Origin of the sequence: Granulicella sibirica (assembly GCF_004115155.1) — a bacterium.
In the GTDB taxonomy this organism is placed as follows: Bacteria; Acidobacteriota; Terriglobia; order Terriglobales; family Acidobacteriaceae; genus Edaphobacter; species Edaphobacter sibiricus.
On sequence record NZ_RDSM01000002.1, the window covers coordinates 216,676 to 237,747 of the forward strand.

Here is a 21,072-nt window from a genome sequence, read left to right on the forward strand (position 1 = left end):
GCCCTTGAAACGTTGGCTCCCGCTTCCCCGAAGAAGAAGCGAACCTGAGACAGTCTAGTCGAAAACTGGACGGATTGAGCGTTCGTCAGAAGTGCCAGACGCGCCGGAACGGGACTACACTAAAGTTCACGACGGCGAACGAACCCTTCTGCGTGCCGCGCGTCCTATTCTTAGCCATGCGCCACTTCTTCCCAACGCGTGCCGTTTTCCTGCTCGCCGGACTCCCGCTCTCCGGGCTGGGGATGGGAGCGGCTTGGGCACAGAATGCATCCTCGCTGCCCGTCAATGCGCCAACTGGGGTGCAGATTCTCTCCACTGGAACCGCGGGCCCCGTCGCTGCCCCCACGACCTCGCACAAAGCCGACGTGGACTACACGGGCGGCCTGCTCCACATCAGCGCCAACAACTCCAGCTTGAACCAGATTCTGCGCGAGGTGAGCCGCCTGACCGGCATGAAGATCACGGGCGGAGTGGCCGAGGACCGCGTCTTCGGCACCTACGGGCCCGCACCCGCGTCGGCGGTCCTGACCTCTCTTCTCGACGGAACTTCGAGCAATGTGCTGATCGTTCAGAACGCAGCCGCCGGACCGGCCGAGTTGATTCTCACGCCCCGCAAGGGGGAGCCTACGCCACCGAATCCAAATGGCGTTCCCGGGGATGACGATCCGGCCCGCGATTTACCGCAACAGGCCAATGATGGGCCGCCACAGCATCCGCCGGGAGGAAGAATGGGACAGCCTCGCCGCTCGCTCGCTCCCAGCGGCCTTGGGCCTCTTCCAACTTCGAATGGCGGGCAGACCGGAACCCCGATCGACGGCGGCGCCGATATTGGACAGACTCCCGGAGCCTTTACCCCTGCCGGGGAAACGCCCCCAGACGTCACAGCCCAGCCGGCCACCGATCCTGCGCCGAGCGCGGCTCCTGAGGATCAGCCGGATGCAACGCGCTCACCGGCCGCTGCGACCCCACAACAGATTTATGAGCAGCTTCAGCGGTTGAGATCACAGCAGACTCCGGTCCCGGAATAGGGCGGTCCGCTCAGGCCGTTCAGCTCGGTTAGCTCTCGAGCGCGCGCCTCGTAGCCAGGCTACGGCGCGTTTCAGCAACCTGCATCGCATGAATACGGAATGCCTTGAACATCAGGATGCAAATCCCGTACGCGACCAGCACCCCTGCGGTCAGCGACGCGAGTACAGCACATGCCAGCAAAATCGTAACGCCCACGGACATCTCCTCGAACCACCCTTACCCCTAGATTGATGCAGACTGTGCCTTCTTCAGTCGCCTGACAACATCTCCATTGTCGCAGGAAGCGTTACTTTCGTGATGACCCTTTCGTTGCAGATAGCCCCACAAGCTGTTGCGGATGTGAATACGTCACTTTTTCGATAACGCCATATCTCGTGGGCAGCGTCTGCGGGGCGGGCGGGGAGCGGCTGTCCGCAGCGAACAAATGCCGTATCCTAGAGACTTGGCGTTCTGTTCGGTTCGAACGCCTTGTGAACCCATGGGCATTACACACATCACCGTCCGCGGCGCGCGACAGCATAACCTCAAGAACGTCAGCGTCAGCATTCCACGCAACACCCTCACGGTCATCACCGGCCTCTCGGGCTCCGGAAAATCCTCGCTTGCCTTCGACACCATTTATGCGGAAGGGCAAAGACGCTATGTCGAAACGCTGAGCGCTTACGCCCGCCAGTTTCTCGACCAGATGGAGCGCCCCGACGTCGACGCCATCGACGGCCTCTCGCCCGCCATCTCGATCGAGCAGAAAACCACAAGCCGTTCCCCTCGCTCCACCGTCGGCACCATCACGGAGATCTACGACTACCTCCGGCTCCTCTACGCCAGCGTCGGCCAGCCGCACTGCCCCAACTGCGGACGCCCGATCTCGCGCCAGTCAGCCGACCAGATCGTCGAGCGCATCGTCCAGCTCGCCCCCGGCGAACGCATCACCGTCTTCGCCCCCATCGTCCGTGGACGCAAGGGAGAGTTCCGCGAGGAGCTTGAAGCGCTCGACCAGCAGGGCTTCCGCGCCCGCATCGACGGCGAGATGGTCGAACTGACCGACGGCATGCGCCTGGAAAAGCGCAAGAACCACACCATCGAAGCCATCGTCGACCGCATCATCCTCAAGCCGCTCCCCGACCAGACGCCCGACAACGCCAACTCCGCCCTTGCCACCCCGGACGGCGAGGCTCCCCGGCCGAAGTATGACACCCGCCGCCTCGAGACCTCCGTTGCCAAGGCCCTGCAGATGGCGAACGGCCTGGTCCTCATCGGCATCCAGAACCCGGCCCGCCTGCTCGACGAGACCCTCTACTCATCCTCGATGGCCTGCCCGGACTGCGGCATCAACGTCCCCAAGCTCGAGCCACGCAGCTTCTCCTTCAACTCCAACTACGGTGCCTGCCCCGAGTGCCACGGCCTCGGCTCCATCTACGACTTCGACCCCGCCAAGACCATCGCCGACTGGTCCCGCCCACTCCTCGACGGAGCCATGGGTCCAGGCTCGGCCTCGCAGTACCTCCTGCGCCTTATCAAGCTTGCCGCCGAAAAGTACAAGATCAACCTCAAGCAGCCCTTCGCCGATCTCACCCAGGCCCAGCAGAACATCCTCCTCTACGGCCCACCAAGGAGCGAGGCCGGACGCACCGGCTTCCACGGCATCTTCGCCTACCTCCGCTCGAACCTTGAAGAGACCAAATCCGAGGGCTACCGCGAGTACATGATGCAATTCATGTCGGCGACCACATGCCCCCGCTGCGAGGGTCGCCGCCTGAGGCCGGAGTCGCTCGCCGTTACCATTCCCATCGCCGACGCATCCCCATCGATCGCCGATTTCACCAATCTCTCGCTCGACCGCGCCCTCGAAGGCGCACGCCAGATGAATTTCATCGGTCGCGACCGCATCATCGCCGACCGGCTCCAGCGCGAGATTATCGAACGCCTGGAATTCCTCGTCGATGTCGGCCTCGGCTATCTGTCGCTCAACCGCTCCGCGGCCACCCTCTCCGGCGGCGAAGGCCAGCGCATCCGCCTCGCCACCCAGATCGGCTCCCGCCTGCGCGGCGTCCTCTACGTCCTCGACGAGCCCTCCATCGGGCTCCACCAGCGCGACAACAAGCGCCTCATCACCGCGCTCGAGAGCCTCCGCGACCTCGGCAACACCGTCCTCGTCGTCGAGCACGACGAAGACACCATGCGCAAGGCCGACTACATCCTCGATATCGGCCCCGGGGCAGGGAAGAACGGCGGCGTCATCATGGCTGACGGCACGCCCGCCGAGATCATGGCGAACCCAAAGTCCGTGACGGGCCAGTACCTCGCCGGCAAGATCGAGATCGTCGCCCGCACCGAGCCGCGCCCCCTTACCGGAGCCTGGCTCACGGTAGAAAACGCCGTCTCGCACAACCTCAAGAACGTCACCGCCCATTTCCCACTGGGCGTCATGACGGTCATCACCGGCGTCTCCGGCTCGGGCAAATCCACCCTCGTCAACGACATCCTCTACCGCTCTCTCGCGAAAGAGCTCTACGGCTCCCGCGAAGAGCCCGGCAAGCACGGCCGCGTCATCGGCATCGACCAGCTCGACAAGGTCATCCAGATCGACCAGTCGCCCATCGGACGAACACCACGTTCGAATCCTGCCACGTACACCGGCGTCTTCACTGCCATCCGCGACCTCTTCGCCATGCTGCCCGAGTCACGCGAGCGCGGCTACAAGCCCGGGCGCTTCTCCTTCAACGTCCAGGGCGGACGCTGCGAGGCCTGCCAGGGCGAGGGCCAGCGGCGCATCGAGATGAACTTCCTGCCGGATGTCTACGTCCTGTGCGAAGTCTGCAACGGCCGCCGATACAACCAGGAAACCCTCTCGGTCAAATTCAACGGCTACTCCATCGCCGACCTCCTCGACCTGCCCATCGAAGACGCCGTCCCCATCCTCAAGGACATCCCCGCCGTCCACATCAAGCTGCAAACGCTGGTCGACGTAGGCCTCGGCTACATCCACCTCGGCCAGTCCGCGACGACGCTTTCCGGCGGCGAAGCCCAGCGCATGAAGCTGGCCCGCGAGCTCTCCAAGCGCCAGACCGGACGCACCCTCTACCTGCTCGACGAGCCCACCACGGGCCTCCACTTCGACGACGTCCGCAAGCTTCTTGAGGTACTTCACCGGCTCACCGATCTCGGCAACACCGTCATGATCATCGAGCACAACCTCGACATCATCCGCAACGCTGACTACATCCTCGACATGGGCCCCGAGGGTGGAGAAGGCGGCGGTACGGTCGTCGCTCACGGCACCCCCGAGCAGATTGCCACGGTTGCCGCCTCGTACACGGGCCAGTTCCTCGCCCAGCACTTCAACAGCCGCCCCGGAGCCGCGCGCGTCGTACCCAGCCTCGCAAACGCTGGAGCCCAGCCCTCAGGAATTCTGGCCGCCGCCGACCGGGATAAGAGCCTCAGGCCGAAGTTCGTCGCGCCCGAAAAGAAGACCGGCCGTCCCACCACGAAAGCCGGCGGGACAGTGATGGAAAAACCAGTGTCAAAGTCGCGAACGGCGACAAAGGTGCCGGCGAAGAAAGCCATCGCGACGCCCGCGAAGAAGGCCGCCAAGGCACCGTCGAAACGCGCCGCGAAGTGACGAGAGGCTTCCTTTACTCGAGTACCTTGAAGGTGTAGATCTTTCCGCCACTCGCCGCATTCGCCGAGGTGATCGCGCCCGGAGGCAGGATGCCGTATTGTCCAGCCTTCGAGTCGGCGGGTATACGAATCTGGTACTTTCGCGGCGCAACCTTGGTCGCGGTAAAGTCGATTTCATCGCGGGTCGCGCCGGTAGAGTCGTGAAAGACGCCGCCCGTCTGCGAGCGAAACTCGCGGCTCTTCCCGTTGCTCGGCCTCAGTCTCAGCAGGACGTACTCGTTCGGAGCCGTGCCTTCCGGGACATAAAGCAGGAAATCCACTGGCTTTGCTACTGCAAGCTTCGCCGAATCGCCATTGATGTGGCCGTTTCGATCGCCCTTGACAATGCCGTCGGTCGCGATCCGTTTCAGGACGCCACCTGACTTGTAATTGACGATTTCGGGTTCCATCTCGACCCACTTGCCGCTTTGCGCCTTGTAATACACGCCTACTTCATCCACTGTGGCGAGAGACGACGCATCCGAAGCCGCGGCGGGCGGTGCAGAGGGAGCGGCGACAGCGGCCGACGAGGTGGCCTTCGTGATCATGGCCGCGATCACTTTGCTCGACACGCCTGCCGTCTTCAGCGCCACCATATCGTCTGGCGTCAAGGGAGTCGCGTTCGGCTGAGCGTTGACCGCCGCGATCACAGCGTCATCGTCAAGCCCCGCCTTCGTCAGTTTGATCACGCCATCGGGGGTCAGTGCGGACTGCGCCAGAGCGGCTACGGAGAGGAAGGCAAGAAAGCACAGGGTGAATCGACGCAAGGGAAGCCTCCAGAAAGCTCTATGAGATGTGTCTGAGACCTGTGTCCGGGAATGACGAATGCTAGCACTGATCCGCGCGCGGCGTATGGCAAAGTTGAAGGTTGTAGAGTGGTTGAGGGATGTACCGCCTTCGCGAGGACCACCATCTTCGCGGCGAGGCAAGAGCCCTAAGGCAAGGCATACAGCAGATGAGTTCACTCCCCCCCCTGGTTCCGGTCGAACAGGGTACCTACGAGCCGCCGTCGCCTGTCCCCGTCGAGGGAGAAGCCCCGCCGCGCATCCCGCACATCGGCCACGCCCTCCTGCTCTTTCTCATCGCGTTCGTGGCTCTCGTTCTCTCGCAGGGGCTGCTCTTGGTCATTAGCGGGGCGTATCACAATCCCGAGGTGATGGCCTCGGTCCTGCGCAACCCAAAGTGCATCCTCGCGGTGCAGGCCTCGCTCTACCTCGCTACGCTCCTCGCCGCCTGGATCATCTTCCCCATGTTGTGGCAGCGCGGATTCGCGGAGGGCATCCAGTGGAATGCGCCCAAAGCGAAGAAGCTCGCGTGGAAAATCATCCCCCTTGGCCTAGTCCTATCGTGGGGGGTTCAGGCCATTACGAGCCTCATCACCATGCCCAAGTCCATGCCGATGGACGACTTCTTCAAGACGCGCGCCGATGTCTGGCTCATCACCGCTTTCGGCACCCTCCTCGCCCCGGTGGTCGAAGAGATCTTCTTCCGCGGCTTCCTCTTCCCGGCCTTCGCTATCGCCTACGACTGGCTCAGCCTCCCGCGCACCCCCGAAGCGGTCCTCCTCTGGCGCTCGACGACGACCCTTTCCACGCCCGCCTTCTTCTTCTCCGGCTTCCTCACGAGCATCTTCTTCGCCTGGCTTCACGCGGCCCAGTTAGCGCATACCTGGGCCGCCGTCGCCGTCCTCCTCTGCGTCTCGTTCCTCTTTACCTTCGTGCGCGTCCGGACGCAGTCGGTAGCCTGCTCCGCGTTGCTGCACGCCAGCTACAATTTTTGCGTCTTCCTGACCGCATTCGTCGTCACCGGCGGGTACCAGCATCTGGACAAGATGACCCGGTAGGCGGGGTTATGCACATACTATGCACATGTGCTATTGTACGCACATGGCTACCGCTCCCAAGAGCCCCGCAAGCAACCGCGCCACCTCCCGCACCGTGGTTCTCCTCCGTGCCAGCGACCGCAAGAAGCTCGAAGCCCTGGCCGCTCAGGAAGAGGTCTCGTCTGGCGAGATCATCCGCCGCTCCCTCGACTCCTACGAGAGCCTCGAAGCCCGCATCCGCAAGGAAGAAGAGGAGAAGATGCTGCTATCCGGACTCAGCATCCTGCAGGACGCCCTGAAAACCGTCAACGACTCAATGAACCACACGAACGCGAAGCTCGATAAGCTGCACCTCGAACTGAAAGCGCTGGACCTGCGTTGAGTCTCGCTGAAAACTTCCTGAGCACCGCGAAGCAGCTTCTGCTTGCGACCGAGAACCTCAAACGCCTCGACGAGCGCGTCAGCCGTCTCTCCGACGACGTCCACGGTCTGAATCACCGGCTCATCCGCGTCGAAGCCCTCATCGAATTCAGCAAGAGCGCCGCTCAGGCCGCGAAGCCGCCAGCAAAGCGTCACCGCCTCGCCCCACCCGATCATCATGATTCCGACTAACGGAGCCGTGCAGTTGTGCGTGCGCCTGTTCGAATCCTCCTCGCACGAGGAGCCGGCCGTCCTCACACTTCTTTTGTCCAGCTGAACGGCTCACTCGACAAAACTTTGGAGAAGGTCGAAGCCGACCACACTGAGATCGCCGAAAACCTCGCCCAGATGAGAAATCGGAACTCGGCAAGCCTCCCCGGAAACTAGCCTCGCTTGACAAATTCCCCGCTCCGCCCCCCCTTGAATTTGACCCGAAGCCGCGAAGTCCAGACCTAACCCCATATCCTTGAAGACTTTGCGACTTTTTGCCGGGGGTGGGGGTACATCCACTAGAATCGGTCCAGCGACATGACCCCGACCGAACAGCATCAAGCCAATCGCAAAGCCCTCCTCGACCTCATCGCGACCCACTCCTTCAAGCTCGGCGACTTCACCCTCGCGAGCGGCCAAAAGTCCGACTACTACATCGACTGCCGCATCACCACGCTGCACGCCGAGGGCGGACGCCTCGCTGGCCTCCTCTTCCTCGATCTCATCCAGAAGCACGCGCCCGAGGCCGAAGCTGTCGGCGGCCTCACCATGGGTGCGGACCCGCTCGTCACGGCGACCAGCACCGCAAGCGCCTGGGCCCTCTCCGAGTATAAGGAGATCGCCGCCATCTTCCCCGAGGACGCCCACGAGGACCCCAACGACCCCGACGCCCTCGGCCTGCCGCCCAACCTCATCCACGGCTTCCTCGTCCGCAAGGCCGAGAAGACCCACGGCACCGGCCGCCGCCTCGAGGGCTTCCTCAAGCCCGACGCCCAGGTCGTCATCGTCGACGACGTCTGCACCACCGGCGGATCCACCATCCTCGCCATCGAAGCCACCCGTGCCGCCGGCATGAAGGTAGCCGCCGTCCTCTGCCTGGTCGACCGCGAGCAGGGGGGACGCCTCCACATCGAGCAGGCCCTCGCCGAAATCCCCACCGACGACGACACCGAAATTCCGTTCATCCCCGTCTTCACCGCGTCGGACGTCCGTGCCGCCCATATCGCTCTCAAGGAATCCCGTTGAAGGGCGGCGGCGGCCAGCAGGGAAGCGCTCTCGCCTTCCTCCGCATCACCATCGGCATCCTGTTCCTCTTCTTCGCCGAGTACAAGCTGGTGAACACGCACTTCATCCGCACCGGCATGGCGGGATATATCCGAGGCTTCCTCGCCGGGGGCTCCTACCCGTTCATCCGCCCGTTCCTGCAACACATCATCCTGCCGTGGGCGACGTTCTGGGGAGCCATCGTAGCTGCTACCGAACTCCTCATCGGCCTGAGCCTGGTCTTCGGCGTGATGGTCCGTTGGGCCAGCCTCGGCGGACTGGCGATGATGCTCCTCTTTCTCTTCGCCTCCGACTATCCCGGCCCCCACCCCGCCCCGTGGCAGTACCTCGGAGCTTCCTTGTCCCACCTGCCTCTGGCTCTCTGCTTTCTGACATTTCTCATCGGAAGAGCCGACGAGCGCTGGGCCATCCCCATAGGGCGTCGCTAACTCGCCCGCTGCAGCCGTTCCCTTCTGCGCTGTGCCAATCCATCCATCCAGCGCTGACTCCCGTAGATTCCGGCCCGCAACGAGTCCACCAGAAACCCTTCCATCACTTTCTCGAAATGGATGGCGGTGCCTGGGCCAAGAATTTCGACGTCAGTAAGCTGCGAGGGATCGACATCGCTGATCCCTTGCAGGTCTTCCTGTGGGATTGCGATCCGCTGTCCGGTCTTCAACTCGAGTAGAAGCATCCTTGTCCGCACATCGAAGGTCGCTGAAAGAGCAACCGCTTCATCGTCATGATCCCGCGCATTCGCAAGGGCAGCATCGATCTGTGCCTCCGTCTCTGCATCGAGAGGAGCCTCAAGCTCCGCGTCAGTCATTGGACGATTCATGCGTTCTCCTCCACAGTTCTCGAAGCGCTTCTTCGTTTGCCCGTGCGCAGCGAAGCACCCGACGCACTTCATTCTTCTTAGGGTCTCGCGGCTCCAAAGCATCCGATCGATCCGCAATCCAGACTCCGCCCTCTTCCCGTAGTTCGAGGATCACCGTCAGGTCTCCATAGTAGGCATGCACATGCGGCGGTGCACGATCTCGCGTGAACACGAAGAAGACGATCCCATCGAACCTGACCGACCCCATGCCGAAATCCTACTCCGTTCCCCATCCGCGATAAACTAACAACGACATGATTCCCACCCTCGAATGGCTCCCTACCGGCGTTAATTTCCTCGATCAGACCAAGCTTCCCCTCGAAGAGACGTACGTCCTCGCAACCGACTACAAGCAGGTCGCCACCGTCATTCGCGACATGATCGTCCGCGGAGCTCCCGCCATCGGCGTCTCCGCTGCCATGGGCGTTGCCATCGGCATCCTCCGCAGCGAGGCGACCACGATCCCCGCGCTGAACGCCGAAGTCGTCATCATCTGTGACACCCTCGCCGCCACCCGCCCCACGGCCGTGAACCTCTTCTGGGGCATCGGCAAGATCCGCGACCTCTACAACAATCTCGCCGCCTCCGGGACCTCGATCCCCGAAATCAAGGAAGCCGTCGTCGCCGAGGCTCGCCTCATGTACGACGAGGACATCGCCGCCTGCAAGCAGATGGGCCAGTTCGGCGCAGACCTCCTTCCCAAGGAGGGCACCGTTCTCACCCACTGCAATGCCGGAGCGCTCGCCACCTGCGGTTATGGCTCGGCCCTCGGAGTCATCCGTGCCGCCATCGAGCGCGGCCACAAGATCGACGTCTTCGCCGACGAGACCCGTCCCTTCCTGCAAGGTGCCCGCCTGACCGCATGGGAGCTCATGAAGGACAACATCCCGACCACCGTTCTCTGCGACAACATGTCCGCTCACCTCATGAGCAAGGGCCGCATCCAGGCCGTCATCGTCGGGGCCGACCGCATTGCGGCTAACGGCGATACCGCCAACAAGATCGGCACCTATGGCGTCTCGATCCTGGCGAAGGAGCACGGCATCCCGTTCTACGTCGCGGCACCCTGGGCCACGATCGACCTCGCCACCGCGACCGGCGAAGGCATTCCTATCGAGCAGCGCGCCGCCTCCGAGGTCACCCACTCGAACGGCAAGCAGATGACCCCGCACGGCGTCGCCATCGAGAATCCTGCCTTCGACGTCACCCCCGCAAAGTACATCACCGCGATCATCACCGAGCGCGGTGTCCTGCGCGCGCCGTTCCACGAGTCCATCCGCCAGATGGCCGAGATGCCTGAGCCCGAACGCATTCTCGCCAAGGCATAACTCACCCCTCACAAACCCGGAGAGCCGGCCAACAATGCCCGGCACACATTTCCGCCCGCTCAAACCGGTCGGCTCTCCTCATACCTCATTCGGCTAGACTCCAGATACGCAGGAGCGCGCCAGTTCGAATTGGCCGGAGATCTCATGAAGCTTAGTCCCGCGTTCCTCCCGTTCCTCCTCGCCGCACCCCTTTTCGCGCAAGCTCCTGCCCAACCTCCCGCCCAAACCCCCGTCCAGACGGCCGCTCCGGTTCCCACCGCCCTGCCTGCGGCCCCATCCTCCTCGGAGAAGCCTGCAACGCCGGCCACCCCGCCTGCCGACGCAGCCAACACCATCCAGGCTCGCTCGAACCTCGTCGTGCTCGACGTCATCGTCACCGACAAGAGTCACAACCCTGTCCACGGCCTGAAGCTCTCCGACTTCCAGGTTCGAGATGGGGGCGTCCCGCAATCACTCAAAAGCGCGGACGAGCATACGCCGCAGACCGCAAAAGCCGCTGAGCCGCTCCCTGTGGTGCCTCCTGGCGTCTTCACCAACTTCGAATCCGCACCGGCGGACGGTCCCCTGAACATCCTTCTGCTCGACCGGCTCAACACCCCCTTGGCGAGCCAGCCCTTTCTGCATGATCAGCTCGTCTCCTTCGTTCGGAACATGAAGCCGGGAACTAGGGTTGCGATCTTCGGACTGAATACGCATCTCCTCTATCTCCAGGGCTTCACTTCGGACCCCAAGGTGCTTCTGGCTGCGCTCGAAAGCAAGAGGGCCACCGCCCGGCAGTCTCCTCTCCTCGGCGAGGCCAACCCCGGAGGCGCCGGATCGCTTTCAGCCTCCATGGAGCAGGCATCCGCGACCGCTCCGAAGATCGCGGGCGGTCCATCCTCCGCCGTTCCTCCGGGAGTCCTGGCGGACGTGCAGCAGTTCGAAGTGCAGGCGCAGAGTTCGCAGACGCAGCTTCGTGTGCGATACACGCTTGAGGCGATGAACGATCTCGCCCGCTATCTCTCCGGTCTATCCGGCCGCAAGAACCTCATCTGGTTCTCCGGCTCCTTCCCCCTCAGCATTCTTCCGGATGGTGACCAGCCGAAACCGTTTGCTGCAGCGGCAGACCTGCAGGATCTCTTCCGCGATACCACCAACCTGCTCGCGCGCAGCCAGGTCGCTGTCTATCCCGTCGACGTCCGGGGAATCCAGACGCCGACCACCGGCGACGTCTCGGAGAGTGGCTCCCGCTACTCCAACTCGCCGACTGCCTTCGCCAAGGACACGGCGAAAGCCGTAGCCAGCATCAGCGATGAGCAGACCACCATGCGCCAGATGGCGTCCGACACCGGCGGTCAGGCCTTCATCAACACCAACGGCCTAGCCGACGCCGTCACCCAGGCCATTGCCTCGGGCTCGAGCTATTACACCCTCGCCTACACGCCCACCAATACGGACTACGACGGCAGCTTCCGCAAGATCCAGGTCTCGCTCGAACGCCAGGGTCTCCAGCTCAGCTATCGCCGTGGGTACTATGCCGATCTGCCCGGCGTGAAATCGCAGCAGGGACGCAAGCAGCTCACGGCTTCGCCCCTGGCGCCCAACACCCAGCTCAGCAGCATCCGCGCCGCGATGAAGCCCGGAACTCCTGTTCCGTCACAGATCCTGATCAAGGCTTTCGTTGGCCCCGCCGGCCCTCCAACCGACGAAACCGTGACTGAAAACAACAACCCTCCCGTGGATACGAAGGGACCGTTCCGCAAATACAGCGTCAACTACGCCGTTGCGCCCCAGGACCTCAAGCTCACCGTCGCCGCACCCGGGGTCTATGCCACCAATCTCGAGTTCGTCGTCTTCGTCTACGACCAGAACCACGCCCTGGTGAACACCATTGGCCAGAGCATCCGCGCACGGCTAACGGCTGAGAACGTCCGCAGCATCTTCAAGTCCGGCCTGCAGTATCAGCAGGTCGTCAGCGTACCCGCACACGGCGAATACTTTCTCCGCATTGCCGTTCGCGACCTCACCGCCGACCGTATCGGAGCCGTCGAAGTCCCGATCGACTCCGTGAAAGATCTTCCCGTCGTCGAGTCTCCTCCACCCGTACGGAAAGCCCCAACCCTGACTGATCTGCCGAAGTAGCCGTGAACAGAAATCTCTCGAGCATCCTCCATCTCCGCGCACGTTCCCTGGTGCGCGGAAATGCGCTCGTGCTCGTTAGCCTCGGCATCGCGTTCCTGCTCTCTGACTTTCCCAACAACCGGCCGAACCCATGGATCATCATTCCGGCTCTCGGCGCGCTCGCCGGCACCGCAGATACCATTCGCTGCATGCAACGGCAGTGGAACTTCTACCACGGCGGCGTGATCCTCTGCATCTACATGGATCTGATGGCCCTCGTAGCGATCGGCTTTCTCCTGATCTACCCCTACGCAGACTGGATCAGCTTCCACTAAGTTCCCGTTCGGGACTTCTGTAACGATTCGATTTCTGTTGATGACTCTTCAAGGTATGTCGTGGGGCGATATAATACTCCTATGAGCAGGTCAATGCAGGAGGAGCCTCCAAGCGCGACATCGTTGAGATTGCAGGAGCTTGCCGAGTTCCGGTTCCAGGTTCGTCGTTTTATAGGATTCAGTGAGTCAGCGTCCGAGGCCGTTGGCGTTCCCGGTCAGCAGTATCAGATGTTGCAGGTCGTGGCGACAACTCCGGCTGGCACGCGCGCCACGATCTCGTACGTTGCCGAGCGGATGGTGCTTCGGCATAACAGCGCGGTGGAATTGGTTACCCGGGCCGAACGCGCCGGGCTCGTCAAGCGGGTAGGCGACGACTCCGATCACCGGAGATCCGTGGTCGAGTTGACCGATGCAGGCAGGACGGTGTTCCTTCATCTCGCCGAAATCCATCTGCAAGAGTTGAATCGGGTCGGCCCGGCAATTACCGAAGCGCTCGAGAAGCTGATCGGCAAGCAGGTCGAGGCCGGCAACCTGACCGAGGTGGCGCGATGAAGCCCTCGCCGACAGCTACGCTGCGCGATTACTCGGCCGACTCGCGCATCCTTTATGTCAGCGTTCTCGCTGCCGGGCTCGGCGCCATCAGCGCAGTCCTTGCGTGGGCGTTGCTCGAAGCCATTGCCCTCTCGACGAACCTCTTCTACTTCCAGCGATGGAGCTTCGTCGAAGTTGACCCGTGGCAGAGCCATCTGGGCTGGTGGCGTGTGTTCCTGCCCGTCCTTGGCGGCCTTCTGGTCGGCTTGATTGCGCGCTATGGTTCGCCCAAGGTACGTGGACACGGCATGCCCGAGGCCGTCGAAACGATCGTCTTCAACGGCGGTAAGGTGCAGCCTCGGGTCGCCATCCTCAAGCCCCTCGCGACCGCCATCTCGATCGGATCGGGCGGACCGTTCGGCGCGGAAGGCCCGGTCATCATGACCGGCGGCGCGGTCGGCTCCGTCCTCGGCCAGCTGCTCCCCATGACCGACTCCGAGCGAACCGTGCTGATGGTCTCCGGAGCCGCGGCCGGCATGGCCGCGACGTTCAATTGCCCCATGTCCGCCGTCCTTCTCGCGGTCGAGATCCTGCTCTTCGAGTGGAAGCCGCGCAGCCTGGTGCCGGTCGCGATGGCATGTGTCACCGCTGGCGCGGTGCGTCGTCTTTTGCTCGGCCCAAGCCCGATCTTCCAGATGGTTCCGACCGGTGCGCCGGTGTATCACATGGCCATGCTTGGGGCGCTCGTCGTCGGGATTCTCGCGGCGTTCGTCGCCTTTGGCTTGAGCCGCGCCATCCATTTTTCGGAGGAGATGTTCGAGCATCTCCCCATCCACTGGATGTGGTGGCCCGCGATCGGCGGTCTCGGTGTTGGTCTCGGCGGATTGATCTTTCCGCAGGCCCTTGGCGTGGGCTATAGCGTCATTCAGCAGATGATCTCCGGCAACGCCGCCTGGCAACTGCTCGCGGGGATTCTTGTCGTCAAGAGCTGTATCTGGATCTTCTCGCTCGGCTCGAACACCGCCGGCGGTATTCTCGCGCCCCTGCTGATGATTGGCGGCGCATTAGGCGCAGCCGTCGGACACCTGATGCCGGCCATGAGCACCGGGGCCTGGGCCCTCGTCGGCATGACCGCCGTCCTCACCGCGGCCATCGGCTCTCCACTCACAGCGGCGATGCTCGCTGTCGAACTCACGCACAACGGCGGACTGATGCTTCCCGTGCTTCTGGCCTGCGTGTCGGCCTATGCCATCTCGGTCCTGATCCTGCCGCGCAGCATGTTGACCGAGGGCCTCAGCCGCAAGGGCAAGCACCTCAGCCGCGAGTACGGGGTCGATCCGCTCGAACTCGTCATGGTGGCGCAGGCGATGCACACCAGCGTCTTCGCCCTCAGCGCAAGCGCCACGCGCCGCGATGCCTTCGAGTGGCTGCGCAAGATGGAAGAGCGCGGCGCGGAGGCCTGGTCGCACTGGCAGAGGCTCTTTCCTCTGGTCGAACCCGACGGAACCCTCGCTGGTCTCCTGACACGGACCCAGATGATGCAGGCGGCTCGCCAGGCCGACCTCGATCGAGCGCTGCTCCACGATGCGAACCGGAGACCCGCGACGATTGCTGGCACCGACACTCTCCGGCAGGCAGCGGTAGCCATGGCCGAATCGAAGCTCTCGCACTATCCTGTCGTGGACCCGTCGAACAAGTTCATGGGGCTGCTGACGATCGAAGATCTTCTCCTCGGTCGCAGCCGTGAAGCGCTTCGTGAAGGGGATCGGAACCGTGTGCTGCGGCTCCGCTGGCCATTTGCTCCAAAGGAACATGCGAAGGTGGCAAGGGTCGGGAAGAACAGCGCTCCTCCAAGTGAGCACGCCGCGAAAGAAACTCAGCTGGAGAAACACGGCGAAGAGGTCCTGACGGAAACTGCCGCTGGCCACATGGACTCCAGAGACTAACCACTCTGCTGAACTAACTCAGAACGCGCAGCACTGGCGCAGCCTTGTCCGGGGCTGCGCCGTTTCCGTTCTCGACGCCGTCGAAGTAAGCCCGTATCTTTGTCGCGACTCCCGGAGCTACCACCGCCGTCAGCGCATCGAGGCTCGCTTGGCTAATCGCGCGCACGCTGCCGAAGTGCTGCACAAGTCTCTGCCGCGTAAGCTGTCCCACGCCTGGAATGGTGAGCAGTTCGCTGTCCCGGTCGCGCATCTCGCGGCGCTTGCGATGGTAGCTGACGGCAAAGCGATGGCTCTCGTCGCGAATCTTCTGCATCAGGTGCAGCACCGGCGAGCGCCGGTCGAGCACGACGGGATCGCTCTCCTGCCCGTAGACGTAGATGATCTCCTCCCGCTTCGCAATCGAGGCAAGCGGCTGCAGCGTCACGCCAATTTCCTCGAGCGCCGCATACGCCGCATGCAACTGCCCCAGGCCGCCATCGATCAGGATCAGCGAAGGGAAGGTCTTCTTCTCATCGAGCAGCTTCTTGTACCGCCTCTGGATCACCTCGCGCATACTCGCGAAGTCGTCGACGCCGGTCACGGTCTTGATCTGGAACTTGCGATAGTCGGCCTTCTTCATCGCGCCGTCCTCCCACACCACCATCGACGCAACCGTCTCCGCCCCCTGGATGTGCGAGATATCGAAGCACTCGATGCGGCGCGGCAGCTCTTCCAGCGTCAAAGCCTCCTGCAAGGCTTCCTGGATCGCCTTCATCCCCGGCTGCAGCACGCGGAAGCGCTGATCGTACGACTGCTTCGCGTTCTGGCAGACAAGATCGACCAGCGACCTCTTATCCCCTCGCTGCGGCGCAAGAATCTCCACCCGGTGATGCGTCCTCTCGCTCAAAGCCTCCGACAGCAAGGCTCGATCGGGAAAGTCCACCGGCACAAGCACTGACCTGGGAACATAGCTCTGATCGAGATAAAGCTGCTTCAGCAACGCCGAGAAGAAAGCCTTGGGAGAGAATGCCTCGCCAAGCTCCGAGATCGCCGTATGCTGCGTCCGCTCGCCCTCTTCCTCGATCTCAGGCGCAGCCACCACGGGGTTCGGTTCCAGCTTCGCCTCCGCCTCCACTTCAACAGGCGCATCCGCAGGCTCGCCAAGGTTCCCGGGCGTCTCGCCGAAGTCGTTTAGCGTGGCTGAGAGCACCTCCTGCAGATCTTCCCAGAAGAAGTCCCGACGATCGACGATCTTTCCTCCGCGCATGTGGAAGAGATTTACCGCAAGCATCTCCTGCTCGTAGTGAAAGCCGAAGACATCCGCGTCTTCGTTGTCAGCGGTAGCGATGCGTTGCTTGTCCTGCATCTGGTGTACGGTGACGATCTGGTCGCGTAGCCTGGCGGCAAGCTCGAACTGTTCGTTCATCGCCGCATCCATCATGCGTTCGGTCAGCGCGTTCTCAAGCTCCTGCGGCTTGCCATCGAGAAACAACTGCACATCGCGGATGGTCTGCTTATAAAGCTCGGGAGTCGTCAGCCCATCCACGCACGGGCCAAGGCAGCGCTTGATGTAGTACTGCAGGCACGCGCGGGGATGATAGCGCGAGAGGTCAACCTTGCAGCTCGGAATGAGGAAGCTGCGATGAATCAAATCGACAAGCCGATGCGCCAGGTTCCCTGGGAAATAGGGCCCGAAATACTGCCCTCCATCCTTGCGCAGCTTGCGCGTGACGAAGACCTTCGGATAGCGGTCGCCCATCGTGAGCTTGATGTAGGGATACGTCTTGTCGTCGCGCAGCAGGATGTTGAATCGCGGCTTGCGCTGCTTGATGAGGTTGTTCTCAAGCGCCAGGGCCTCGCGCTCGTTGTCGACCGTGATGTACTCGATGTCGACGGCCTCGCGCATCAGCGAGCCCGTCTTCGCGTTCGCCTGCGACGCCTGCAGAAAGTACGAACGCACCCGCGAACGCAGGTTTTTCGCCTTGCCGACGTAGATCACTACCCCTTCGGCGTTCTTATAGAGGTAGCACCCCGGCTTGGTCGGGATGGTTCGAATTTTCTCCTGGAGGTCCATCGTCCTGTTCTAGTTTAGTGGGTTTGCGGCGGCGGCGGTTGAGCCTGCGGCGGATCGATTCGTGCCGTTCCGGCATCTACACTGACAACGCATGGCAGAACCGGAAACCCCGCTCGACACGATCCTCGGCGCCTGCCTGCTTGCCTCGACCGGCGGCATGCTCGACGTCATCGTCTACCTCAACCACGGCCACGTCTTCGCCTGCGCGATGACCGGAAACGTCGTGCTGATGGGCATCGCCGCGCTTCAGCACGACTGGTTGCAGGTGGCCCGGCACGTCTCCCTGCTCGCCGCCTTCTCACTCGGGGTCTTCGCATCGATGTTTCTGCGATCACGCCACGCCATCATCACCAGCCTGACGCTCGAGATCCTGGCTCTGATCCTCGCGGGAGCGCTCCCGGCTGACTTCTCCCCGGTCTTTTTCGCGGCGTACATCGCGCTCTTCGCCTCGCTTCAGTCGGCGACCTTCCGCCATGTCAATCACTCGTCCTATAACTCGACGTTCCTCACCGGTAACTTGCGCACGGCGATCGAAGGGGCCTACCTCCAGATCTTCCCGGCTGCAAAGGGACCGACCGAAGTGCTCACACCCGCGGAAAAGGGACGCGCCCAGGCCCACGAACTCGGCTTCGTCTGCCTAGCGTTCTTCCTCGGGGCGCTCTTTGGCGCGTGGTGCGCTCCGCGCTTCGCGAACCGCAGCTTCTGGGCCGTGCTTCCCGCGCTCGTCGCTGCCTTGATCCTGACAATTCGCAATCAGCGAGAAGCGTCTCAGCAGGCAGCTTGATCTCGCCGGATGCCAGTATGCCGGATTCCCCGCTCCATCCGGTAAACTGAAAGCAATGCGTCCTGACGCCATGCCAGCCCTGCCCGAACTCCCGGAGATGACAGAGACAGGGGTACGTGTCGCCGAGGCCGCTGCCCTGATGGCTCATCTGCGCGGACCGAACGGGTGCCCCTGGGACCGCGAACAGACCTTCGATTCCATCAAGCGCAACACCCTCGAAGAGACCTATGAGGTCTTCGACGCCATTGAGCGCCGCGCCTGGCCCGACCTTCGCGACGAGCTTGGCGACATGCTCCTGCAAGTCCTCTTCTACTCGCAGATGGCCTCGGAAGCCGGGCACTTCACCCTCGCCGACGTTGCCTCCGGCCTCTCGTCGAAGCTCATCCGCCGTCATCCTCACATTTTCGGCGATGCCACCGCCGAGACCCCCGGCGCGGTCCAGAAGACCTGGGATGCGGTCAAGCGAGAAGAAAAGCGCCTCGCCGGAACCACCGCCAAGGGCCTCCTGGACGATGTCTCGCGCGCCATGCCCGCGATGATTGAGGCAAGCAAACTCGGCTCACGCGCCGCCCGCGTCGGCTTCGACTGGCCCAACCCCGATGGCCTTATCGACAAGCTCCGCGAAGAGACAGCCGAACTCCAGGCCGAGCTCCCCACCGCCGCAAACCCAGCCTCGACAGATGCCCTCGAAGACGAGCTTGGCGACCTGCTCTTCACCGCCGTCAACCTCGCCCGTCATTTGCATCTCGATCCCGAGACCGCCCTCCGCCGCGCCAACGCGAAGTTCCGCCGCCGCTTCAACGCGATGGAGCAGGCCGCCGGCGGACGCGAAGCTCTCGAAACCCGCACACCCGCCGAACTTGAAAGCCTCTGGGCCGAGGCCAAAGTGGCGACCAACACCACGGAAGGCACGACCGCATGAACGCCGAAGATACTCTGCTCCGCGATAAACGGGACATCAGCCCCGTGTCCCTCCGCATCGCCCCGCTCACAATCCAGGACGAGTTCGAGCGCTGTGTCGAGCTCCAACTCGCAGTGTGGAAGTACGACGCGGCCGACCTCATCCCGCGCCGCGTCTTCCTGCTCGCCCAGCGCATCGGCGGTCAGGTCTTCGGAGCTTTCGACGAAAGCAGGGAAGGGCAGCCCGACGCCATCGTCGCCTTCGCCATGAGCCTTCCTGGCTACCGCGACGGCATGCCCTACCTCCACTCGCACATGCTTGCCGTCCTGCCCGAGTACCGCAACTTCGGCATCGGCCGCCGCCTTAAGCTCGCCCAGCGCAACGACGCCATCGCCCGCGGTTTCGATCTCATGGAGTGGACCTTCGACCCCCTCGAGATCAAGAATGCCCACCTGAACATCGCCCGTCTCGGCGCTATCTGCCGCCGCTACGCCCCCGATTTCTACGGTTCGTCATCCTCCCCGCTTCAGGGTGGGCTGCCCACCGACAGACTTTATGCCGAATGGTGGCTGCGTTCCGAGCGAGTCCAGCGTATCCTGAACCCCGACACGGCAAAACAGACGGACGAGGCTCCCCGCACGCGCGTCACCGTCCCACATCAGATTCAAAGCTGGAAGCAGGACCCCGCGCACAATGCGGATGCCCTCGCGCTCCAGACACGCAACCGCGAGGCGCTTCAGGCAGCCTTTGCTTCGGGCCTCGCAGTCACCGGATACGAACGTACCCCAGAGGGCGATGGAGCTTTTCTGCTTGGTCCCACGACCCTCAATCGATCGAACCCTACGTAAGCACCCCTTTCACCCAGGCCGTTTGGCCAGAAACACATCAGGACAGGAACGACTCATGCTCAAAATCGACCGCATCCACCTTCGCGAGATCAACATGCCGCTCGCTCATCCGTTTGAGACAAGCTTCGGACTCACCACCACGCGTCGTATTCTGCTGGTTGAGCTTGAGGCCGAGGGGCTCACCTCCTGGGGCGAGTGCGTCGCGGGCGAGCACCCCTACTTCTCCGACGAGATGATCGACACCGCATGGATGATCACCGAGACCGAGCTCGCGCCGCGCCTTCTCGGCACGACGGTCGAAGGCGGTGGATCGGTCCCTCATCTTCTGAAGCAGGTACGCGGACACCGCATGGCCAAGGCTGCTCTCGAAGACGCCATCTGGGACCTGGAATCGCAGATCGAACAGATCCCTCTCGGGCAGCTTCTCGGGGGCACCCGCGAGACCATCCCGTGTGGCGTCTCCATCGGCATTCAGCCCAGCCCGGCGCACCTGATGGACAAGATCGCGACCGAACTCGAAGCCGGCTATCAGCGCATCAAGCTGAAGTGCAAGCATGGCTGGGATGTCTCCATCTTCGAGGAGGTCCGCAAGCGCTGGCCCGAGATCCTTCTCTCCTGTGACGCCAACTCCGCTTACCGCCTCCGCGACATCGACCACATCGCCACGTGGGACGAGTTCAAGCTCCTCATGATCGAGCAGCCGCTCTGGTACGACGACTTCTACTTCCACTCCATGCTGCAGAAGCGCATCGAGACCTCCATCTGCCTCGATGAATCCATCCGTAACCGCCGCGACGCCCTAGCCGCCATCGACATGGAGTCCTGCCGCATCATCAACATCAAGGTCGGCCGCGTGGGAGGCTTCTCCGAGGCCATTGCCGTCCATAATGCAGCCTCCGAGCGCGGAATTCCCGTCTGGTGCGGCGGCATGCTGGAGACCGGCATCGGCCGCGCGCATAACATCGCTCTCTCGTCCTTGCAGAACTTCTCGCTTCCCGGCGATGTCTCCGCTTCAAGCCGCTACTGGGCCGAAGACATCATCGAGCCGGCAGTCACAGTCAGCAAATCCGGCGAAATCATCGTTCCCACGGTACCCGGATTGGGCTATGCCGTCCGCAAGGATCGCATCGAAGCCCTCACCGTTCGTCGCGCCACGATCACGGCAAACGCTGCAGTCCTGGTTTAGC

General features: G+C 62.9%; 21 protein-coding genes. 16 read left to right on the forward strand and 5 right to left on the reverse strand.

Annotated features, from left to right (window positions below):
* Positions 1 to 74 precede the first annotated feature (74 nt).
* Complete coding sequence (locus GRAN_RS11795; RefSeq protein WP_128913255.1) at positions 75 to 1,028, forward strand: hypothetical protein; 954 nt, start codon at positions 75 to 77, stop codon at positions 1,026 to 1,028.
* A gap of 28 nt (positions 1,029 to 1,056) precedes the next feature.
* On the opposite strand, the gene GRAN_RS25500 is transcribed toward GRAN_RS11795, so the two are convergent.
* Positions 1,057 to 1,224 (reverse strand): hypothetical protein, encoded by a 168-nt coding sequence (locus tag GRAN_RS25500; RefSeq protein ID WP_161570945.1) that lies wholly within the window; start codon positions 1,222 to 1,224, stop codon positions 1,057 to 1,059.
* Between the two features lie 283 nt (positions 1,225 to 1,507).
* Here GRAN_RS25500 and uvrA point away from each other — a divergent pair, with 283 nt between their 5' ends.
* On the forward strand, positions 1,508 to 4,648 hold the full coding sequence (gene uvrA / locus GRAN_RS11800; RefSeq protein ID WP_128913256.1) for an excinuclease ABC subunit UvrA: 3,141 nt from the start codon (positions 1,508 to 1,510) through the stop codon (positions 4,646 to 4,648).
* 13 nt (positions 4,649 to 4,661) lie between these two features.
* On the opposite strand, the gene GRAN_RS11805 is transcribed toward uvrA, so the two are convergent.
* Complete coding sequence (locus GRAN_RS11805) at positions 4,662 to 5,453, reverse strand: hypothetical protein (protein WP_128913257.1); 792 nt, start codon at positions 5,451 to 5,453, stop codon at positions 4,662 to 4,664.
* A 188-nt stretch (positions 5,454 to 5,641) separates the two neighbouring features.
* Here GRAN_RS11805 and GRAN_RS11810 point away from each other — a divergent pair, with 188 nt between their 5' ends.
* The 5 genes from GRAN_RS11810 to GRAN_RS11830 all read left to right on the forward strand — a co-directional run bounded on the left by GRAN_RS11810 (position 5,642) and on the right by GRAN_RS11830 (position 8,631).
* Entirely contained in the window at positions 5,642 to 6,529 is an 888-nt protein-coding gene (locus tag GRAN_RS11810) for a CPBP family intramembrane glutamic endopeptidase (protein WP_161570946.1), read from the forward strand.
* A gap of 43 nt (positions 6,530 to 6,572) precedes the next feature.
* Positions 6,573 to 6,890 carry a hypothetical protein gene (locus tag GRAN_RS11815; protein ID WP_128913259.1) on the forward strand — a complete coding sequence of 106 codons (318 nt, stop codon included), beginning with the start codon at positions 6,573 to 6,575 and terminating at the stop codon, positions 6,888 to 6,890.
* Positions 6,887 to 7,120, forward strand: coding sequence for a hypothetical protein (locus tag GRAN_RS11820; RefSeq protein WP_128913260.1), 234 nt, complete (start codon positions 6,887 to 6,889; stop codon positions 7,118 to 7,120). Before GRAN_RS11815 ends, GRAN_RS11820 begins: the two co-directional genes overlap by 4 nt.
* Positions 7,121 to 7,456: 336 nt before the next feature.
* Entirely contained in the window at positions 7,457 to 8,164 is a 708-nt protein-coding gene (locus tag GRAN_RS11825; RefSeq protein ID WP_128913261.1) for an orotate phosphoribosyltransferase, read from the forward strand.
* Positions 8,161 to 8,631 carry a DoxX family membrane protein gene (locus GRAN_RS11830; protein ID WP_128913262.1) on the forward strand — a complete coding sequence of 157 codons (471 nt, stop codon included), beginning with the start codon at positions 8,161 to 8,163 and terminating at the stop codon, positions 8,629 to 8,631. Before GRAN_RS11825 ends, GRAN_RS11830 begins: the two co-directional genes overlap by 4 nt.
* Here GRAN_RS11830 and GRAN_RS11835 read toward each other — a convergent pair.
* On the reverse strand, positions 8,628 to 9,020 hold the full coding sequence (locus GRAN_RS11835) for a DUF2442 domain-containing protein (RefSeq protein ID WP_128913263.1): 393 nt from the start codon (positions 9,018 to 9,020) through the stop codon (positions 8,628 to 8,630). The two genes, GRAN_RS11830 and GRAN_RS11835, sit on opposite strands and share 4 nt — an antisense overlap.
* Complete coding sequence (locus tag GRAN_RS27030) at positions 9,001 to 9,267, reverse strand: DUF4160 domain-containing protein (RefSeq protein ID WP_128913264.1); 267 nt, start codon at positions 9,265 to 9,267, stop codon at positions 9,001 to 9,003. The genes GRAN_RS11835 and GRAN_RS27030 overlap by 20 nt, the downstream gene beginning before the upstream one ends.
* Before the next feature lie 46 nt (positions 9,268 to 9,313).
* Between GRAN_RS27030 and mtnA the strand changes: the two genes are divergently transcribed.
* From mtnA to GRAN_RS11865, 5 genes are all read left to right on the forward strand, one after another.
* Positions 9,314 to 10,387: an S-methyl-5-thioribose-1-phosphate isomerase gene (gene mtnA, locus GRAN_RS11845; protein ID WP_128913265.1), complete on the forward strand. Its 1,074-nt coding sequence runs from the start codon at positions 9,314 to 9,316 to the stop codon at positions 10,385 to 10,387.
* Positions 10,388 to 10,531: 144 nt separating this feature from the next.
* Positions 10,532 to 12,508 carry a VWA domain-containing protein gene (locus GRAN_RS11850; RefSeq protein WP_128913266.1) on the forward strand — a complete coding sequence of 659 codons (1,977 nt, stop codon included), beginning with the start codon at positions 10,532 to 10,534 and terminating at the stop codon, positions 12,506 to 12,508.
* 2 nt (positions 12,509 to 12,510) lie between these two features.
* On the forward strand, positions 12,511 to 12,822 hold the full coding sequence (locus GRAN_RS11855) for a permease (RefSeq protein ID WP_241654523.1): 312 nt from the start codon (positions 12,511 to 12,513) through the stop codon (positions 12,820 to 12,822).
* A 93-nt stretch (positions 12,823 to 12,915) separates the two neighbouring features.
* The gene (locus GRAN_RS11860) at positions 12,916 to 13,374 is read left to right on the forward strand and encodes a MarR family winged helix-turn-helix transcriptional regulator (RefSeq protein ID WP_277751224.1); all 459 of its coding nucleotides are present in this window, start codon (positions 12,916 to 12,918) and stop codon (positions 13,372 to 13,374) included.
* Positions 13,371 to 15,299 (forward strand): chloride channel protein, encoded by a 1,929-nt coding sequence (locus GRAN_RS11865; RefSeq protein WP_128913268.1) that lies wholly within the window; start codon positions 13,371 to 13,373, stop codon positions 15,297 to 15,299. The genes GRAN_RS11860 and GRAN_RS11865 overlap by 4 nt, the downstream gene beginning before the upstream one ends.
* Positions 15,300 to 15,312: 13 nt before the next feature.
* Here GRAN_RS11865 and uvrC read toward each other — a convergent pair whose 3' ends face one another.
* The gene (gene uvrC, locus GRAN_RS11870) at positions 15,313 to 17,352 is read right to left on the reverse strand and encodes an excinuclease ABC subunit UvrC (protein WP_128913269.1); all 2,040 of its coding nucleotides are present in this window, start codon (positions 17,350 to 17,352) and stop codon (positions 15,313 to 15,315) included.
* A 91-nt stretch (positions 17,353 to 17,443) separates the two neighbouring features.
* On the opposite strand from uvrC, the gene GRAN_RS11875 reads away from it, so the two are divergent.
* The 4 genes from GRAN_RS11875 (at position 17,444) to menC (ending at position 21,071) form a co-directional block, all read left to right on the forward strand.
* The gene (locus GRAN_RS11875) at positions 17,444 to 18,136 is read left to right on the forward strand and encodes a YoaK family protein (protein ID WP_128913270.1); all 693 of its coding nucleotides are present in this window, start codon (positions 17,444 to 17,446) and stop codon (positions 18,134 to 18,136) included.
* Between the two features lie 70 nt (positions 18,137 to 18,206).
* Complete coding sequence (mazG, locus tag GRAN_RS11880; RefSeq protein WP_241654525.1) at positions 18,207 to 19,058, forward strand: nucleoside triphosphate pyrophosphohydrolase; 852 nt, start codon at positions 18,207 to 18,209, stop codon at positions 19,056 to 19,058.
* A complete protein-coding gene (locus tag GRAN_RS11885) occupies positions 19,055 to 19,885 on the forward strand; it encodes a GNAT family N-acetyltransferase (RefSeq protein ID WP_128913271.1) in 831 nt (276 codons plus the stop codon). The genes mazG and GRAN_RS11885 overlap by 4 nt, the downstream gene beginning before the upstream one ends.
* Before the next feature lie 55 nt (positions 19,886 to 19,940).
* Positions 19,941 to 21,071: an o-succinylbenzoate synthase gene (gene menC, locus GRAN_RS11890; RefSeq protein ID WP_128913272.1), complete on the forward strand. Its 1,131-nt coding sequence runs from the start codon at positions 19,941 to 19,943 to the stop codon at positions 21,069 to 21,071.
* Position 21,072: the final 1 nt, after the last annotated feature.

Excerpts from the sequence above, each read along its gene's own strand:
- GRAN_RS11810 (WP_161570946.1), top strand. The coding sequence starts at position 5,642 with ATGAGTTCACTCCCCCCCCTGGTTCCGGTCGAACAGGGTACCTACGAG.
- uvrC (WP_128913269.1), bottom strand. The coding sequence starts at position 17,352 with ATGGACCTCCAGGAGAAAATTCGAACCATCCCGACCAAGCCGGGGTGC.
- mtnA (WP_128913265.1), top strand. The coding sequence starts at position 9,314 with ATGATTCCCACCCTCGAATGGCTCCCTACCGGCGTTAATTTCCTCGAT.
- GRAN_RS27030 (WP_128913264.1), bottom strand. The coding sequence starts at position 9,267 with ATGGGGTCGGTCAGGTTCGATGGGATCGTCTTCTTCGTGTTCACGCGA.
- GRAN_RS11860 (WP_277751224.1), top strand. The coding sequence starts at position 12,916 with ATGCAGGAGGAGCCTCCAAGCGCGACATCGTTGAGATTGCAGGAGCTT.
- mazG (WP_241654525.1), top strand. The coding sequence starts at position 18,207 with ATGCCAGCCCTGCCCGAACTCCCGGAGATGACAGAGACAGGGGTACGT.
- GRAN_RS11815 (WP_128913259.1), top strand. The coding sequence starts at position 6,573 with ATGGCTACCGCTCCCAAGAGCCCCGCAAGCAACCGCGCCACCTCCCGC.
- GRAN_RS11885 (WP_128913271.1), top strand. The coding sequence starts at position 19,055 with ATGAACGCCGAAGATACTCTGCTCCGCGATAAACGGGACATCAGCCCC.
- GRAN_RS11850 (WP_128913266.1), top strand. The coding sequence starts at position 10,532 with ATGAAGCTTAGTCCCGCGTTCCTCCCGTTCCTCCTCGCCGCACCCCTT.
- GRAN_RS11825 (WP_128913261.1), top strand. The coding sequence starts at position 7,457 with ATGACCCCGACCGAACAGCATCAAGCCAATCGCAAAGCCCTCCTCGAC.
- GRAN_RS11875 (WP_128913270.1), top strand. The coding sequence starts at position 17,444 with ATGGCAGAACCGGAAACCCCGCTCGACACGATCCTCGGCGCCTGCCTG.
- GRAN_RS11865 (WP_128913268.1), top strand. The coding sequence starts at position 13,371 with ATGAAGCCCTCGCCGACAGCTACGCTGCGCGATTACTCGGCCGACTCG.
- uvrA (WP_128913256.1), top strand. The coding sequence starts at position 1,508 with ATGGGCATTACACACATCACCGTCCGCGGCGCGCGACAGCATAACCTC.
- menC (WP_128913272.1), top strand. The coding sequence starts at position 19,941 with ATGCTCAAAATCGACCGCATCCACCTTCGCGAGATCAACATGCCGCTC.
- GRAN_RS11835 (WP_128913263.1), bottom strand. The coding sequence starts at position 9,020 with ATGAATCGTCCAATGACTGACGCGGAGCTTGAGGCTCCTCTCGATGCA.